The organism is Amycolatopsis thermalba, from assembly GCF_003385215.1.
GTDB classification, from domain to species: domain Bacteria; phylum Actinomycetota; class Actinomycetes; order Mycobacteriales; family Pseudonocardiaceae; genus Amycolatopsis_E; species Amycolatopsis_E thermalba.
In genome coordinates, this window is the sequence record NZ_PQHW01000040.1 from 1 (window position 1) to 15141 (window position 15141).

Consider the following 15141-nt stretch of genomic DNA (forward strand, 5'->3'; position numbering starts at 1 on the left):
GCCCCCACCAGGCCCCGGAACGGGCCTCACGGGCCCTCCGAGGTACCCGGCGTGGGGGAGGCCCGGCGCGGCTCCCCACGATCTCCCCACTTCGCCCCCCTCGCGCTGACCTGCGTAAATACCGCGAGGATCGCCCGGTCGGGCAGCTTCGCGGCGTTGACTGTGGGGAAAAGTGGGGTACGGTGGTGCGCAGTGGGGCAGTAGGGATGCCCCAGGGGCCGCATCCGGTGGAGCACCGGGTGCGGTGGGGAGGTGAGTGCCGGTGTTCCTCGGCACGCACACCCCCAAGCTGGACGACAAGGGGCGGCTCACGCTGCCCGCGAAGTTCCGCGACGCGCTGGCAGGTGGGCTGATGGTCACCAAGGGGCAAGATCACTGCCTCTTCGTCTTCCCGCGCGCCGAGTTCGAGCAGCTGGCCCGCAAGGTCGCGGAGGCGCCCTTCACCAACGAGGCGGTGCGGGCCTACCAGCGGTACCTGTTCGCGGGCACCGACGAGCAGCGTCCGGACGGCCAGGGGCGCATCGCGATCGCGCCCGAGCTCCGGCGCTACGCCGGGCTCAACAAGGAGTGCGTGGTGATCGGGGCGATCACGCGCCTGGAGATCTGGGACGCCCAGCGCTGGGAGTCCTACCTGGAGGAACACGAGGACAGCTACGCGCAGGCCCAGGAAGAGGTCCTGCCGGGAGTCTTCTAGGTGACCCGCGCCGTCGGGGGGCGCGGGTGGCGACAGCAAGTGGGGGCGGGATCCGGCGACGGATGTCGTGAGGCCTCTGTCCGCTCAGTGGCCCTGGTGCACCTTCCCCGGCACCAGGTCCGCAGCGGGCGGGCGGGGACCTGACGGCATCCGCGCGACGGCTTAAGGGGGTGGGAGAAGTGGCAGCCGAAGCCGCGCACGTGCCGGTGATGACCGAGCGCGTGCTGGAACTGTTCGCTCCCGCGCTCGAGGGCCGCCCGGCCGTCGTGGTCGACGCGACCACCGGCCTGGGCGGGCACTCCGAGGCACTGCTCACCAGATTCCCCCAGCTGAAGCTCATCGGGCTGGACCGGGACCCGCACGCGCTGGAGCGCGCCGGCGCGCGGCTGGCGAAGTTCGGCGACCGGGCCGAGCTGGTGCACGCCGTCTACGACACCCTGCCGGACGTCCTCGACCGGCTCGGACTGTCCCGTGTGGACGGTGTGATGTTCGACCTCGGCGTCTCCTCGATGCAGCTCGACGAGGAAGAGCGCGGCTTCGCCTACGCCCGGGACGCCCCGCTGGACATGCGGATGGACCCCACCACGGGACAGACCGCCGCGGACGTCCTCAACACCTACGAGCCGGGCGAGCTGGTCCGGATCCTGCGCGAGTACGGCGAAGAGCGGTTCGCCCAGCGGATCGTCAAGGCGATCGTCGCGGAGCGGGCGCGGCAGCCGTTCGACCGCAGCGAGCGCCTGGTGCGGCTGCTCTACGACGCGGTGCCGGCCGCGAGCCGCCGCACCGGCGGGCACCCGGCCAAGCGCACGTTCCAGGCCCTGCGCATCGAGGTCAACGGCGAGCTGGAGGTGCTGCGCCGGGCGATCCCCGCGGCGCTGTCCGCGCTGGCGGTGGGCGGCCGGATCGTCGTGGAGTCCTACCACTCGCTGGAGGACCGGATCGTCAAGCAGGCCTTCGCGGAGCTGGCGAAGTCGCGGACCCCGCCCGGCCTGCCCGTCGAACTCCCCGGCCACGGGCCGGAACTGAAGCTGATCACGCGCGGCGCCGAGAAGGCGAGCGAAGACGAGATCGAACAGAACCCGAGGGCCGCGTCGGTGCGCCTGCGGGTCGCCGAACGGATCAAGGAGGCCGACGCATGATCGACAATCGCGCAGCCCCGGTCATGCGGCCAGCCCGGGTGCGTGGCCCGGGTGCGGGTGTCCCGCAACAGCACCGTCGCAAGACACAGGAGGCGGACGCATGACAGCGCCTACGCGGGCACGCAGGCAGGCCGGTGCCGAGCCGCGGCGGCGTCCGCGCCGTTCGGACGCACCCGCCGAGGAGGGCCTGGGCACACCGGTACCGGCCAGGCGCCGCCCCCGGCGGCAGCCCACCCGGCAGGCTCAGCGCACCACCGCCGCCGAGCGCGCCTACGCCCGGCGGGCCCAGCGCGCCGAGGGCCTGAAGCGCGCGCCCGAGCCCGAGCGCCAGAAGATCCGGCTGAAGCTGCGGCTGCCGCGTTCGCGCGCCACGTTCGTGATGCTGGTGATGGTGCTGCTCGCCGCGGGTGTGGTGGCGACGCTGCTGCTGTCCACCCAGGCGATCGCCGACTCCTACCGGCTCGAGCAGCTGCGCGACGACAACGCCGCCCTGGCCGAGCGGGTCGAGCAGCTGCAGCAGGACGTCAGCGGCGCGGAGTCGCCGTCGTCGCTGGCCGAGCGGGCCAAGGCGCTGGGCATGGTGCCCGCCAAGGACCCGGCGCACCTGGTGCTCAACCCGGACGGGTCGGTGACCGTGGTCGGCGAGCCGAAGAAGGCCGAGGGCGCCCCGGTCACGCAGGAGCCGGTGACGCCGGTGGTGCCGCAGGGCACGCCGGTCGGCGGCCGCCCGATCGAGGGTGACGTGCCGCAGGGCGACAGCCAGGTCGTCCAGCCGCAGGACCAGGCGCAGGTGCCGCCGTCCGGCGGGCAGACCCAGGCGCCGGGACAGCAGACCACGGGAGGGCAGTGATGGCGCGGCCGGGACGCCGCAGCTACGGCGCCCGCATGCGCCAGGTGGCCGGCCAGCCCAACGCCGCCACCGGCAAGGGGCGCTACGTCGGCGTGCGCGTGGTGCTCGTCGCGGTGCTGGTGCTGGCCGGGCTCAAGCTCGTGCAGGTCCAGGGCTTCCAGGCGGCGGCCCTGTCGGCGAAGGCGGAGAGCCAGCGCAGCACCACGATCCCGATCCCGGCCAAGCGCGGGTCCATTGTGGACCGCAACAACGTCAAGCTGGCGTTCACCGTGGAAACCCGCGCGCTGTCGGTGAACCTGCGCGCGATGCGCAAGGCGTGGGACGAGGTGGCGGCCAAGAACCCGGCGGGGGGCCAGAGCTTCGAGACCCGCGCGGCGGACGCGGCGCGGTTCATCGCCGCCAAGCTGCCCGGCCGGGTCACCCAGGCCGCGCTGCTCGCCGACTTCCGCAAGACCACGTCGTTCACCTACCTGGTCGACGGGGTCGAGCCGTCGATCGCCGAGGAGATCACCACCGCGTTCCCGGAGATCGGCGCCGAGGTGCGGGCCGCCCGCGAGTACCCGGGCGTCACGCTGGCCTCCAACGTCGTCGGCCTGGCGAACTGGCGCATGGACGACCCGGACGTGTCCAAGCACAGCCTGCAGGGCCTGGCCGGGCTGGAGTACACGCTCAACGCCGACCTGGCCGGCCGGCCGGGCCGCTACGTCGCCGACACCAAGCAGGGCAACGACAACGTGATCATCCCGGGCACCGAGCGGGACGTGCAGCCCGCCACCCCGGGCAACGATGTCGTGCTCACGCTCGACTCGGACACCCAGTACTTCCTGCAGAACGCGCTGGCCGACTACGTGCGGCAGTCGCGCGCCAAGGGCGCCAGCGCGGTCGTGATGGACGCGAAGACCGGCGAGATCTACGCGATCGCCGACGACTCCACGTTCGACCCCTACGACAACAAGACCTACACGCAGTCGCTGATGGACCTGCAGGCGGTGTCCACGCCGTTCGAGCCGGGCTCGGTGAACAAGATCGTGACCGCCACCGCGGCGATCGACCAGGGCCTGGTCACGCCCGAGTCGGTGCTGCAGGTGCCCGGCGCGCTGAAGGTCGCCGACCACACCGTGCACGACGCGTGGGTGCACGGCACGCAGAACTTCTCGGTCACCGGCATCTTCGCGAAGTCCTCCAACGTCGGCACGCTGCTGCTGGCCCAGCAGCTGGGCCCGGACAAGTACCTGGACTACCTCAAGCGCTTCGGCGTCGGGCAGAGCGCCGGGCTGGGGCTGTCCGGGGAGAGCCGTGGGTTCGTGCCGCCCCGCAACACCTGGACCGGCACCACGTTCGGCAACCTGCCGATCGGGCAGGGCCTGTCGATGACCGTGGTGCAGATGACCGCGATGTACCAGGCGATCGCGAACAACGGCCTGCGCGTGCAGCCGAGCATCGTCAAGGAGGAGATCCGCCCGGACGGCACCGTGGTGCCCAAGGCGGCGCCGCAGACCACGCAGGTGGTCAGCCCGGAGACCGCGACGACGGTGCGGAACATGATGCGCGCGGTCACCCAGACCGGGAAGAACGGCAACAGCGGCACGGCGCCCACGGCGGCGCTGGAGGGCTACCAGATCTCCGGCAAGACCGGCACCGGCCAGCAGGTCAACCCGGCGACCGGCGCGTACAGCGACACCCTGTACAACATCACCTTCGCCGGGATCCTGCCCGCGGACAGCCCGCGGTTCGTGGTGGGCATCCGGCTGGACGCCCCGGACACGACGCTGCCCGCCGGCCACTCCGCGGCGCCGCTGTTCCACGACATCGCCTCGTACCTGACGCAGCGGTTCCAGCTCCCGCTGTCCGAGGGCGCCGCGCCGTACGTGCCGCTCGTGCTGCCGTGACGGTCGCTGTCCAATCGAGACACAAGCGCTAGGAGTACCGGGCCGCAAGAGGGGAATCCCGGCTCGGTAACCTTCCGTGCTGTGTCGGTGGAAGCGTCTGGAAGCAGCACCATGTCGCAGGAAGCGAAGGGGCGGGTACCGGACAGCCCGGTGAAGGCGGCGGTGGCGCCGCCACGGCCGGCCCGCATCGAGCCGGTCCCGCTCACCACGCCGGTCGCGCGCGCGGCCGCGCGCCTGGTCGGCGAGCCGCGCTGGCCCGGCGACACGGTCGTCACGGGGGCCACCCTGCGGGCCCAGCACGTCCTGCCCGGCGACCTGTTCGCCGCGCTGCCGGGCGCGCGGGCGCACGGGGCCGACTTCGCCGCGGAGGCCATCTCGGCCGGGGCTGCGGCGGTGCTCACCGACGAGGCCGGAGCGGACCGGCCGGCGCTGCGTGAGGCGGGCGTCCCGGTGCTGGTGCACCCGGACCCGCGCGGGGTGCTCGGCTCGATGGCCGCCTGGATCTACGGCGAGCCGTCGCTGGAGCTGGCCGTGCTGGGCATCACCGGCACGTCGGGCAAGACCACCACCACCTACCTGGTCGAGTCGGGCCTGCGCGCCGCCGGGCACGTCACCGGCCTGATCGGCACCATCGAGACCCGCATCGCGGGGGAGCGGCTGGCCAGCGCGTTCACCACACCCGAGGCGCCGGACCTGCAGGCGCTGCTCGCGGTGATGGTCGAGCAGGGTGTGACGCACGTGCCGATGGAGGTCTCCAGCCACGCGCTCGCGCTGGGCCGGGTCAACGGCACCCGGTTCGCGGTCGGCGCGTTCACCAACCTCTCCCAGGACCACCTGGACTTCCACCGCGACATGGAGGAGTACTTCGCCGCCAAGGCGCTGCTGTTCGACGGCCGCTCCACCACCGAGGTGGTGTGCATCGACACCGCCTGGGGACAGGCGCTGGTCACGCCGCACACGATCACCGTGACCACCGAGCCGGGCGTGGACGCGAGCTGGACCGCCACCGACTTCGCCACCACGGCCACCGGCGAGCAGAGCTTCACCCTGCACTCGCCGTCCGGGCGCACCGCGCGGGCCACGCTGCCGCTGCCGGGCACGTTCAACATCGCCAACGCGCTGCTCGCCGCGGCGATCCTGGAGACGTGCGGCGTCAGCCTGGAGGAGACCGTCACCGGCCTGGCGCACGTCGAGGTCCCCGGCCGGATGGAGCGGGTGTACCTGGGCCAGGACTTCACCGCCGTCGTGGACTACGCCCACAAGCCGGCCGCGGTGGCGCAGGCGCTGGACGCGCTGCGCGCCCGCACCGAGGGCCGGATCATCACGGTCCTGGGCTGCGGCGGCGACCGGGACACCGCGAAGCGCCCGATGATGGGCGAGGCCGCCGCCAGACGCAGCGACGTCCTCATCGTCACCGACGACAACCCGCGGTCGGAGGACCCGGCCGCGATCCGCGCCGCGATGCTGACCGGCGCCCGCGCGGCCGGTCCCGGCTCCGGCGAGGTGCTGGAGATCGGCGACCGGCGTGAGGCGATCGTCCGGGCGGTCGGGCTGGCCCGCGCCGGGGACGTCGTGCTGATCGCGGGGAAGGGCCACGAGACCGGCCAGGAGGCCGCGGGCGTCGTGCACCCCTTCTCCGACCGCGACGAGCTGGCGGCGGCGATCCGGCACCGGCTCGAAGAGAACCAGGAGACCCGTTGATCCCGCTGACCCTGGAGCAGATCGCCGCCGTCACCGGCGGCCGGCTGCACCGCACCGACGGACGCGAGACGGTCACCGGCAGCGTCGAGTTCGACTCGCGCCGCCTCACCCCGGGCGGGCTGTTCGTGGCCCTGCCGGGGGAGAAGGTCGACGGGCACGCCTTCGCCGCCAAGGCGGTGGAGAGCGGCGCCCCCGGGGTGCTGGCCGCCCGCGAGGTGGACGCGCCCGCGGTGATCGTGCCGCCGCTGCCACCCGGCCAGGCGCACGAGCGCGCGCTCGCGCTGGCCGGCGACAAGGACGGCTCCGGCGCCGCCGTGCTGGCCGCCCTGGCGAAACTGGCCCGGCACGTGGTGATCGAGCTGTCCCGCGGCGGGCTCACCGTGGTCGGCGTGACCGGCTCGTCCGGCAAGACCTCCACCAAGGACCTGATCGCGCAGCTGCTCGAGCCGATGGGCCCGACGGTCGCGCCGCCCGGATCGTTCAACAACGAGCTGGGCCACCCGTGGACGGCCCTGCGCGCCGACGCGACCACGCGGCACCTGGTGCTGGAGATGTCCGCCCGCGGCCCGGGCCACATCGCCCACCTCGCGGAGATCGCCCCGCCGCGCATCGGCGCCGTGCTCAACGTCGGCAGCGCCCACGTCGGCGAGTTCGGCTCGCGCGAGGGCATCGCCAAGACCAAGGGCGAGCTGGTCGAGGCGCTGCCGTCCGCGGAGCAGGGCGGGGTCGCGGTGCTCAACCTGGACGACCCGCTGGTCGCCGCGATGGCGAGCCGGACCACGGCGCGGATCGTCGGCGTCGGCGAGCACCCGGACGCGCAGGTGCGCGCCGAGGACATCACCCTCGACGAGCAGGCCCGCGCCTCCTTCCGGCTGATCACCCCGGCCGGACAGGCGCCGGTGAAGCTGTCGCTCTACGGCGAGCACCACGTGGGCAACGCGCTGTCGGCCGCCGCCATCGCGCTGGAGCTGGGCGCGAGCGTCGAAGAGGTCGCGCAGCGCCTGTCGGCCGCCCAGCGCCGCTCCGCGCGCCGCATGGAGGTCACCACCAGGGCCGACGGCGTCGTGGTGATGAACGACTCCTACAACGCCAACCCCGAGTCGATGCGCGCCGCGCTCAAGACCCTGGCCTCGGCCAGCCGCGGGAAGCGGTCCTGGGCGGTCCTCGGTGTGATGGGCGAACTCGGTGCCGATAGCGTGTCCGCGCACGACGAGATCGGCCGCCTCGCGGTCCGGCTCAACATCAGCAGGCTCGTGGTGGTCGGGGACGAGGCGGCCGCGATGCACCAGGGCGCCAGCCACGAGGGTTCGTGGGGCGAGGAGTCCGTGCTGGTGCCCGACGCCGACGCCGCGATCGCCCTCCTGCGCGAGCAGCTGGAACCCGGTGACGTCGTGCTGGTGAAGGCTTCGAAGGTCGCCGAGCTCTGGCTCGTCGCTGACGCACTGCTCAAGGAAGGTGTTGCGTGATCAGCATTCTGATCGCGGCCGCGATCGGTCTCCTGGTCTCCATCCTGCTCACGCCCTACCTGATCCGGGTCTTCTCCCGGCAGGGCTTCGGCCAGGAGATCCGCGAGGAGGGCCCGCAGGGCCACAAGTCCAAGCGCGGCACGCCCACGATGGGCGGGGTCGCGATCATCATCGCGATGGTGGTCGGCTACTTCGCCGCGCACCTGATGAACTGGATCGGCTCGGGCAGCTCCGCCGACGACGGCCCGTCCGCGTCCGGCCTGCTCGTGCTGTTCCTCGCGGTGGGCCTGGGCGTGGTCGGGTTCCTCGACGACTTCATCAAGATCCGCAAGCAGCGCAACCTGGGCCTGAACAAGACCGCGAAGCTGGTCGGCCAGCTGGTGGTCGCGGTGGCGTTCGGCATCCTGGCGCTGCAGTTCGCCGACCGCTACGGCCTCACCCCGGCCTCGCGCAACCTCAGCTACGTGCGCGACCTCGCGCTGATCACCTTCCCCGCGGTGATCTTCGTGATCTTCTGCTACGTGGTCATCTCCGGCTGGTCGAACGCGGTGAACTTCACCGACGGCCTGGACGGCCTGGCCGGCGGCACCTCGGCGATGGTGCTGGCCACCTACGTGGTGATCGCGTTCTGGCAGGCCCGGCTGTCCTGCGTGGTGACCCCGCAGGCGGCCTGCTACGACGTGCGCGACCCGCTGGACCTCGCGGTGGTCGCGGCCGCCGCGGCCGGCGCGTGCGTCGGGTTCCTGTGGTGGAACGCCGCGCCGGCGAAGATCTTCATGGGCGACACCGGCTCGCTCGCGCTGGGCGGCCTGGTGGCCGGCCTGTCCATCACCACCCGCACCGAGCTGCTCGCCATCGTCATCGGCGGCCTGTTCATGGTCGAGATGATCTCGGTGGTGCTGCAGATCGCGGTGTTCCGCACGACGCGGCGGCGCCTGTTCCGGATGGCCCCGTTCCACCACCACTTCGAGCTGGCGGGCTGGGCCGAGACGACGGTGATCATCCGGTTCTGGCTGCTCGCCGCCATCTGCTGCATGTTCGGCCTCGGCCTCTTCTACTCCGAACAGCTGGGCGCGGGAGGCTGACAATGGTCGGAAGCGGTCTGCGTAGCGGTGCGGGTGGCGGAACCTCAGAAACCCCCTCGCTCCGGGATCGCCTCCTCATGAATGCCAATTCACCACGTCGGCGCTGTCCTCGCGAGGGGGCTCCTGAGAACCCGCGGCGGTGCCGGCTGACGGCCCACCCCGCGCGGCTCCGCCGCGCAGAAAGCGAGTGATGGTGTTCGCCGGACGCAACGTGCTCGTCGCCGGCGCCGGGGTCACCGGGCGCTCGGCGGTGCGGGCCCTGACCGAGCGCGGCGCCCGGGTGACGGTGACCGACGGCAACGCCGAGCGGCTGGCCGAGCTGGACGGCCTGGGCGCCGAGCTGGTGCCCGGCCTGGCCGAACCCCCGGCCGGGACCGACCTGGTGGTCACCAGCCCCGGCTGGCGGCCGACCGCGCCGCTGCTGGTCGCCTCGGCCGCCGCCGGGATCGAGGTGATCGGCGACGTCGAGCTGGCCTGGCGCGCCTCCCGGGACCTCCCGAACCCGGCCACCTGGCTCGCGGTCACCGGCACCAACGGCAAGACCACCACGGTCGGCATGCTGGAGTCGATGCTGCGCGCGGGCGGGGCGCACGCGCTGGCCTGCGGCAACATCGGCCTGCCCGTGCTGGACGCGGTGTTCTCCGGCTACGAGGTGCTGGCGGTGGAGCTGTCCAGCTTCCAGCTGCACTGGTCCTCGACGCTGGCGCCGCACGCGTCGGTGGTGCTCAACCTCGCCGAGGACCACCTGGACTGGCACGGCTCGATGGAGTCCTACGCGGCCGCCAAGGGCACCATCCACGCGCACTCCTCGGTGGTCGTGCACAACGCCGACGACCCGTGGTCGGTGCGGCTGGCCGGCGAGTACGCGCCCGCCGGGGCCAAGCGGGTCGGGTTCCGCCTGGACACCCCGCGCCCCGGTGAGCTGGGCCTGGTCGAGGACCTGCTGATCGACCGCGCCTACGGCCCGGACCCGCAGCACTCCGCCGACGAGCTGATCTCGGTGAGCGAGGTGCGCCCGGCCGGCCCGCACAACCTCGCCAACGCCCTGGCCGCGGCCGCGCTGGCCCGCGCGTACGGCATCGACCCCGCTGGGGTCGCCAAGGGCCTGCGCGAGTTCCAGCCGGGCGCGCACCGCGCGGTCGAGGTGGGCGAGTTCGGCGGCGTCCGCTACGTCGACGACTCCAAGGCCACCAACCCGCACGCGGCCGCCGGGTCGCTGCTCGCGCACTCCAGCGTGGTGTGGATCGCCGGCGGGCAGCTCAAGGGCGCCGCGGTCGACGAGCTGGTCGAGGTGGTCGCCGGACGCCTGCGCGGCGCGGTGCTGATGGGCGCCGACGCCCCGGTGATCGCCGCCGCTCTCGCGCGACACGCGCCCGATGTCCCCGTCCATCGGGTCGCTTCGGGTGACGATGAGGCCATGAACGAGGCGGTCTCGGTGGCCAGCGACCTGGCCCGGCCCGGTGACGTGGTGCTGCTGGCGCCCGCCGGGGCGTCCCTGGACATGTTCCGCAACTACGCCCATCGGGGCGACGCCTTCGCCGACGCGGTCCTGGCCCGTGCGACGGGGTCTGCCGATGACGGTCGTTGAGGAGCCGGACCAGAAGCAGGACCGCGAGCCGCGCAGGCGGGACCGGGGCGACCGGCAGAGCCCGGCGCGCGCCACATTCACCGCGCTGACCGCGTGGCTGTCGCGCCCGCTCGCCGACTTCCACCTGGTGCTGGCCCTGACCGGCCTGCTCACCTCGATCGGCATCGTGATGGTGCTGTCGGCGTCCTCGGTCGCCTCGGTCGACCCGGACACCGGCTCCGGCGTGTACGCGCTGTTCAAGAAGCACCTGATCTTCGTGCTCACCGGATCGGTGGTGTTCTGGGTGGCGCTGCGGATGCCGCTGAAGCGGACCCGCGCGCTGTCCTCGATGGCCGTGCTGGTGTGCCTGGTGATGCTGGCGCTGGTGCTGACGCCGCTCGGGTCGGCGGGCGGTGGCGCCCAGCGGTGGTTCGCCCTCGGTGGCTTCTCGGTGCAGCCGGTCGAGTTCACCAAGGTCGCCTTCGCGTTGTGGGGCGCGCACGTGCTGGTCACCAAGTACCACGTGCTGCACCAGTGGCGGCACCTGATGGTGCCGGTGGTGCCGGTCGCGCTGCTGATGTTCGCGCTGGTCATGGCCCAGCCGAACCTGTCCGGCACGATCACGCTCGGCGTGGTGCTGATGTCGCTGCTGTGGTTCGCCGGCGCGCCGAAACGGCTGTTCGCGGTGATCCTCGCCGGTGGCATCGCCGGGGCCGTGGTGCTGGCGCTGACCGCGTCCTACCGCATGTCGCGGGTGATGTCGTTCCTCTCGCCCGGCTCGGACACCAGCGGCGCCGCCTACCAGGCCACGCAGGCCAAGTACGCGCTGGCCGACGGCGGGCTGTTCGGCAAGGGGCTCGGGCAGGGCCCGTCGAAGTGGTCCTACCTGCCGAACGTGCAGAACGACTTCATCTTCGCGGTGATCGGCGAGGAGCTGGGCTTCATCGGCTGCATCGTGGTGATCGGCCTGTTCGTCGGGCTCGCCATCGTGGGCCTGCGCATCGCCATGCGTAACCTGGACCCGTGGATCCGGATCACCTCCGGCACGCTCACGGTGTTCACGGTGTCCCAGGCCGGGATCAACATCGGGTACGTCGTCGGGCTGCTGCCGGTCACCGGCGTGACGCTGCCGCTGATCTCGGCGGGCGGCACGTCGATCTGGGTCACCATGTTCCTGATGGGCCTGCTGGCCAACGCCGCCCGGCACGAGCCGGAGTCGGTGGCGGCGCTGCGGTCGCAGGGACCGGGTAAGTTCGGCCGTCTCCTGCGCCTGCCGGCGCCCGAGGTGTACCGGCCGCCGACGCGGCGGCGGGGCAGCGGCCGTGCGGCACCCCGCGGGGACCGGCCCTCGGCCCGCGGGGCACGATCGGCGCAGGCGCCCGAGCGCCGGCGCGCGGCGCCGGGCAGACGGGGAAGTTCAGTGCGGAGAGGGACGTAGGAGCAAGTGAGCAAGGCGGTTACCGGCGTGGCTCCCACCGTGGTGGTGGCGGGCGGCGGCACGGCCGGACACATCGAACCCGCGCTGGCGCTGGCCGACGCCGTGCGGCGGCTGCGGCCGGACGCCACGGTGGTCGCGCTGGGCACGTCCCGGGGGCTGGAGAACAAGCTGGTCCCGGCGCGCGGCTACCCGCTGGAGCTGATCCCGCCGGTGCCGCTGCCGCGCAAGCCGACCACCGACCTGCTGCGGCTGCCGCTGAAGATCCGGGATTCGGTCAAGCAGACCCGCGAGATCCTGGACCGGGTCGGCGCGGACGTCGTGGTCGGGTTCGGCGGGTACGTGTCGCTGCCGGCCTACTTCGCCGCGCGCGGCCGGGTGCCGATCGTGGTGCACGAGGCCAACCAGTCGCCGGGCCTGGCCAACCGCGTCGGGGCGCGCTTCGCGAAGCGGGTCGCGGTCGCGGTGCCCGGCACGCCCCTGCCGGGCGCGGAGGTCGTCGGCATCCCGCTGCGGCGCTCGATCACCTCGCTGGACCGGGCGGCGCTGCGGGCGGAGGCCCGGGCGCACTTCGGGCTCGACCCGGACGCGCCGACGCTGCTGGTGTTCGGCGGTTCGCAGGGTGCGCAGTCGATCAACAACGCGGTGTCCGGCGCGGCCAAGGAGCTGGCCGACGCCGGGATCGGCGTGCTGCACGCGCACGGGCCGAAGAACAGCCTGGTGGTGCAGGAGTTCCCGGGCCGCCCGGCCTACGTGCCGGTGCCCTACCTGGAGCGGATGGACCTGGCCTACGCGGCGGCCGACGTGGTGCTGTGCCGGTCGGGCGCGATGACCGTGGCCGAGGTGTCCGCGGTCGGGCTGCCCGCGGTGTTCGTGCCGCTGCCGCACGGCAACGGCGAGCAGGCGATCAACGCCCGGCCCGCGGTCGACGCCGGCGCGGCGCTGATGGTCCAGGACGCGGACCTGAGCCCGGCCAAGGTCGCCGAGCTGGTGATCCCGCTGGTCACCGACCCCGCCCGGGTTACGAAGATGGGGGCCGCGGCGGTCGGGCTGGGCCACCGCGAGGCCGACGAGGTGCTGGCGCGCATCGTCCTGGAGGTGTGCGGCAAATGAGCGAAGTCCCCGCCGAGCTGGGCCGGGCCCACCTGATCGGGATCGGCGGTGCCGGCATGAGCGGCATCGCGCGGATCCTGCTGGCGCGCGGCGCCCGGGTGTCGGGTTCGGACGCCAAGGACTCCCGCGCGTTCCTGACGCTGCGCGCGCAGGGCGCCGAGATCGGCATCGGGCAGCGCCCGGAGAACCTGGACGCGCTGCCCGGCGGCCCGTCCGCGCTGGTGGTGTCGACCGCGATCAAGGAGAGCAACCCGGAGCTGGTGGCCGCCCGCGAGCGCGGCATCCCGGTGCTGCACCGGGCGCAGGCGCTCGCGCTGCTGATGGCCGGGCACCGGGTGGCCTGCATCGCCGGCACCCACGGCAAGACCTCGACCACGTCGATGCTCACGGTCGCGCTGCAGCACTGCCGGCTGGACCCGTCGTTCGCGATCGGTGGTGACCTCAACGAGTCCGGCGCGAACGCGCACCACGGCGAGGGCGGGGTGTTCGTCGCCGAGGCCGACGAGAGCGACGGCTCGTTCCTGAGCTACTCGCCGTCGGTGGCGGTGGTGACCAACGTCGAGCCGGACCACCTGGACCACCACGGCACCGCCGAGGCCTACACCGCGGTGTTCACGCAGTTCACCCGCCGGATCGAGCCGGGCGGCCTGCTGATCGTGTGCGCCGACGACGAGGCCGCGAACGCGCTGGGCGACCACGCCGCGGCCGAGGGCGTGCGGGTGCGCCGCTACGGCCGCTCGGTGACCGGCGCCGGGGACGCGAAGGTGCTGGACTACCGGCCCGCCGACGGCGGCGGGGTCATCCGGATCGCGCTGGACGGCGCCGAGACCGACGTGCGGGTCGCGGTGCCGGGCGAGCACATGGCCTTCAACGCCGTCGCCGCGGTGCTGGCCGGCCTGGAGCTGGGCGCGCCGCTGGGCGGGCTGGCCGAGGGGCTGGCCGCGTTCGGCGGGGTGCGGCGGCGGTTCGAGTTCAAGGGCCGCGCCGCCGACGTGCGGGTCTACGACGACTACGCCCACCACCCGACGGAGGTCGCCGCGCAGCTGCGGGCGGTGCGGCACGCGGCGGGCGGGGGCCGGGTGGTCGTGGTGTTCCAGCCGCACCTGTACTCGCGCACGAAGCTGTTCGCCGCGGAGTTCGCCGACGCGCTCGGGCTGGCCGACGAGGTCGTGCTGCTGGACGTGTACGGCGCGCGGGAGGAGCCGGAGCCGGGCGTCAGCGGCGCGCTGATCGCGGAGCGGATCACCGGGGCGGGGGTGCACTACGAGCCGGCGTTCGACCGGGCCGTGACGCTGGCCGCCGACCTGGTCAAGCCCGGGGACCTGCTGGTCACCATGGGCGCGGGCGACGTGACCCAGCTGGGGCCGGAGATCCTGGCGGAGCTGGACCGGCGGGCCGGGGGCTAGGTGGCGACGCGAGCGCGGAGCGACGAGCGCAGCCGGCCGTCCACGCGGCGGTCGTCGTCGGCGGTGCGCAGCCGCCGGGGACGGCGCCCGCTGACCGCCCGGCGGCGCACCGGCACGGGCGTCTCGCGGCGCCGCGCGTTGCGGCGCCGGTGGGTGGCGACGCTGAGCGTGCTGACGGTGCTCGGGCTCGGGTACGTCGTGATGTTCACGTCGCTGCTGGGGGTACGTTCGGTGGAGGTGCACGGCGCGCACAGCGTGCCGGGGGACCAGATCCTGGCCGCGGCGGCGGTGCCCGATCTGAAACCGATGCTGCTGCTGGACACCGACGAGATCGCCGCCCGCGTCACGGCGATCCCCGGAGTGGCCACTGTGGACGTCTCCCGGTCGTGGCCCTCCACTGTGGACATCACGGTGACGGAGCGGTCGCCGATCGGGTTCGTGGCCGGCCGGGACGGCTTCCACCTGGTCGATTCCGGCGGCCTGGACTACAAGACGGTGCAGAACAAGCCGGAGCGCCTGCCGGAGCTGCAGGTGGCGGTGGTGTCGCCGGAGGACGCGGTGACGCGGTCGGTGGTCGCGGTGCTCGCGACGGTGCCGGAGCCGCTGAAGGGCCAGATCGCCGTGGTGCGGGCCGGCACCCCGGGCGGCGTGGAGTTCACGCTGACCACGGGCAAGACGGTCCGCTGGGGCGACGCGTCGAACGCCGAGCGCAAGGCCAGGGTGCTGGGCGTCCTCCTGACACGCGAGGGCCGGATCTACGACGTGGCGAGCCCCGAGCTGCCGACGGTCTCCTGAG

At 73.4% G+C, this 15141-nt stretch carries 12 protein-coding genes; all 12 read left to right on the forward strand.

Annotated elements, in window-relative coordinates; translation table 11 throughout:
* The first annotated feature begins 262 nt into the window (after positions 1–262).
* The 12 genes from mraZ to D0D15_RS17665 all read left to right on the forward strand — a co-directional run bounded on the left by mraZ (position 263) and on the right by D0D15_RS17665 (position 15140).
* Positions 263–694 (forward strand): division/cell wall cluster transcriptional repressor MraZ, encoded by a 432-nt coding sequence (gene mraZ, locus D0D15_RS17610; protein ID WP_026153053.1) that lies wholly within the window; start codon positions 263–265, stop codon positions 692–694.
* A 179-nt stretch (positions 695–873) separates the two neighbouring features.
* Entirely contained in the window at positions 874–1833 is a 960-nt protein-coding gene (rsmH, locus tag D0D15_RS17615) for a 16S rRNA (cytosine(1402)-N(4))-methyltransferase RsmH (RefSeq protein ID WP_094005921.1), read from the forward strand.
* A gap of 100 nt (positions 1834–1933) precedes the next feature.
* A complete protein-coding gene (ftsL, locus tag D0D15_RS17620; RefSeq protein WP_094005922.1) occupies positions 1934–2683 on the forward strand; it encodes a cell division protein FtsL in 750 nt (249 codons plus the stop codon).
* Positions 2683–4572, forward strand: a complete 1890-nt coding sequence (locus tag D0D15_RS17625) for a peptidoglycan D,D-transpeptidase FtsI family protein (RefSeq protein WP_115944580.1) — start codon at positions 2683–2685, stop codon at positions 4570–4572. The genes ftsL and D0D15_RS17625 overlap by 1 nt, the downstream gene beginning before the upstream one ends.
* 111 nt (positions 4573–4683) lie before the next feature.
* Positions 4684–6273, forward strand: coding sequence for a UDP-N-acetylmuramoyl-L-alanyl-D-glutamate--2,6-diaminopimelate ligase (locus D0D15_RS17630; RefSeq protein ID WP_162830600.1), 1590 nt, complete (start codon positions 4684–4686; stop codon positions 6271–6273).
* A complete protein-coding gene (locus D0D15_RS17635; protein WP_115944581.1) occupies positions 6270–7739 on the forward strand; it encodes a UDP-N-acetylmuramoyl-tripeptide--D-alanyl-D-alanine ligase in 1470 nt (489 codons plus the stop codon). The genes D0D15_RS17630 and D0D15_RS17635 overlap by 4 nt, the downstream gene beginning before the upstream one ends.
* Complete coding sequence (gene mraY / locus D0D15_RS17640) at positions 7736–8824, forward strand: phospho-N-acetylmuramoyl-pentapeptide-transferase (protein WP_094005925.1); 1089 nt, start codon at positions 7736–7738, stop codon at positions 8822–8824. The genes D0D15_RS17635 and mraY overlap by 4 nt, the downstream gene beginning before the upstream one ends.
* Before the next feature lie 190 nt (positions 8825–9014).
* Positions 9015–10412 (forward strand): UDP-N-acetylmuramoyl-L-alanine--D-glutamate ligase, encoded by a 1398-nt coding sequence (gene murD / locus D0D15_RS17645; RefSeq protein ID WP_162830601.1) that lies wholly within the window; start codon positions 9015–9017, stop codon positions 10410–10412.
* Positions 10399–11829 (forward strand): putative lipid II flippase FtsW, encoded by a 1431-nt coding sequence (gene ftsW / locus D0D15_RS17650; RefSeq protein WP_094005926.1) that lies wholly within the window; start codon positions 10399–10401, stop codon positions 11827–11829. Before murD ends, ftsW begins: the two co-directional genes overlap by 14 nt.
* A gap of 6 nt (positions 11830–11835) precedes the next feature.
* On the forward strand, positions 11836–12939 hold the full coding sequence (murG, locus tag D0D15_RS17655; RefSeq protein ID WP_094005927.1) for an undecaprenyldiphospho-muramoylpentapeptide beta-N-acetylglucosaminyltransferase: 1104 nt from the start codon (positions 11836–11838) through the stop codon (positions 12937–12939).
* Positions 12936–14345 carry a UDP-N-acetylmuramate--L-alanine ligase gene (gene murC, locus D0D15_RS17660; RefSeq protein ID WP_115944582.1) on the forward strand — a complete coding sequence of 470 codons (1410 nt, stop codon included), beginning with the start codon at positions 12936–12938 and terminating at the stop codon, positions 14343–14345. The genes murG and murC overlap by 4 nt, the downstream gene beginning before the upstream one ends.
* Positions 14346–15140: a cell division protein FtsQ/DivIB gene (locus D0D15_RS17665; RefSeq protein WP_094005929.1), complete on the forward strand. Its 795-nt coding sequence runs from the start codon at positions 14346–14348 to the stop codon at positions 15138–15140.
* The last annotated feature ends 1 nt before the right edge of the window (position 15141 follow it).

Bases quoted from the DNA above. Each gene is read 5' to 3' on its own strand.
- ftsL (WP_094005922.1), top strand. From the start codon at position 1,934: ATGACAGCGCCTACGCGGGCACGCAGGCAGGCCGGTGCCGAGCCGCGG.
- D0D15_RS17625 (WP_115944580.1), top strand. From the start codon at position 2,683: ATGGCGCGGCCGGGACGCCGCAGCTACGGCGCCCGCATGCGCCAGGTG.
- D0D15_RS17630 (WP_162830600.1), top strand. From the start codon at position 4,684: ATGTCGCAGGAAGCGAAGGGGCGGGTACCGGACAGCCCGGTGAAGGCG.
- murD (WP_162830601.1), top strand. From the start codon at position 9,015: ATGGTGTTCGCCGGACGCAACGTGCTCGTCGCCGGCGCCGGGGTCACC.
- ftsW (WP_094005926.1), top strand. From the start codon at position 10,399: ATGACGGTCGTTGAGGAGCCGGACCAGAAGCAGGACCGCGAGCCGCGC.
- murC (WP_115944582.1), top strand. From the start codon at position 12,936: ATGAGCGAAGTCCCCGCCGAGCTGGGCCGGGCCCACCTGATCGGGATC.